Annotated in this window: 1 protein-coding gene; it reads right to left on the bottom strand. The window is 57.6% G+C overall.

Annotation, left to right across the window (positions count from 1 at the left end; translation table 11 throughout):
- A partial coding sequence (locus OQV04_RS24945; RefSeq protein WP_235635474.1) for a pyridoxal-dependent decarboxylase occupies positions 1 to 377 on the bottom strand: 377 nt, incomplete at both ends.

Here is a 377-nt window from a genome sequence, read left to right as displayed (position 1 = left end):
ATCGATTTCACACGCGGCAGGCGGAAGTCCCAGACGATATCCGGGGCGACGAACGGTGCCAGGAAGCCACCGCTGGCGGCGTCGATGTGCATGTCGATGTCGATACCGGTGTCGGCCTGGAATTTATCCAGCGCATCGTGCAGCGGTTGCGGGAACTCATAGTTACCGGTGTAGGTCACGCCGAAAGTCGGCACCACGCCGATGGTATTTTCGTCGCAGGCTTCAATCATGCGTTTCGGATCCATAAACAACTGACCGGGGCGCATAGGGATCTCACGCAGCTCCACATCCCAGTAGCGGGCGAATTTATGCCAGCAGATTTGCACCGGACCGCACACCAGGTTTGGTTTATCCGTTGGTTTGCCTGCAGCTTCCAT

This window comes from Escherichia sp. Lx600-2 (assembly GCF_036662595.1).
Lineage (GTDB): Bacteria > Pseudomonadota > Gammaproteobacteria > Enterobacterales > Enterobacteriaceae > Escherichia > Escherichia coli.
The sequence above is the reverse complement of the archived record's forward strand: the minus strand, read 5'-3'. Positions and strand labels throughout refer to the sequence as shown.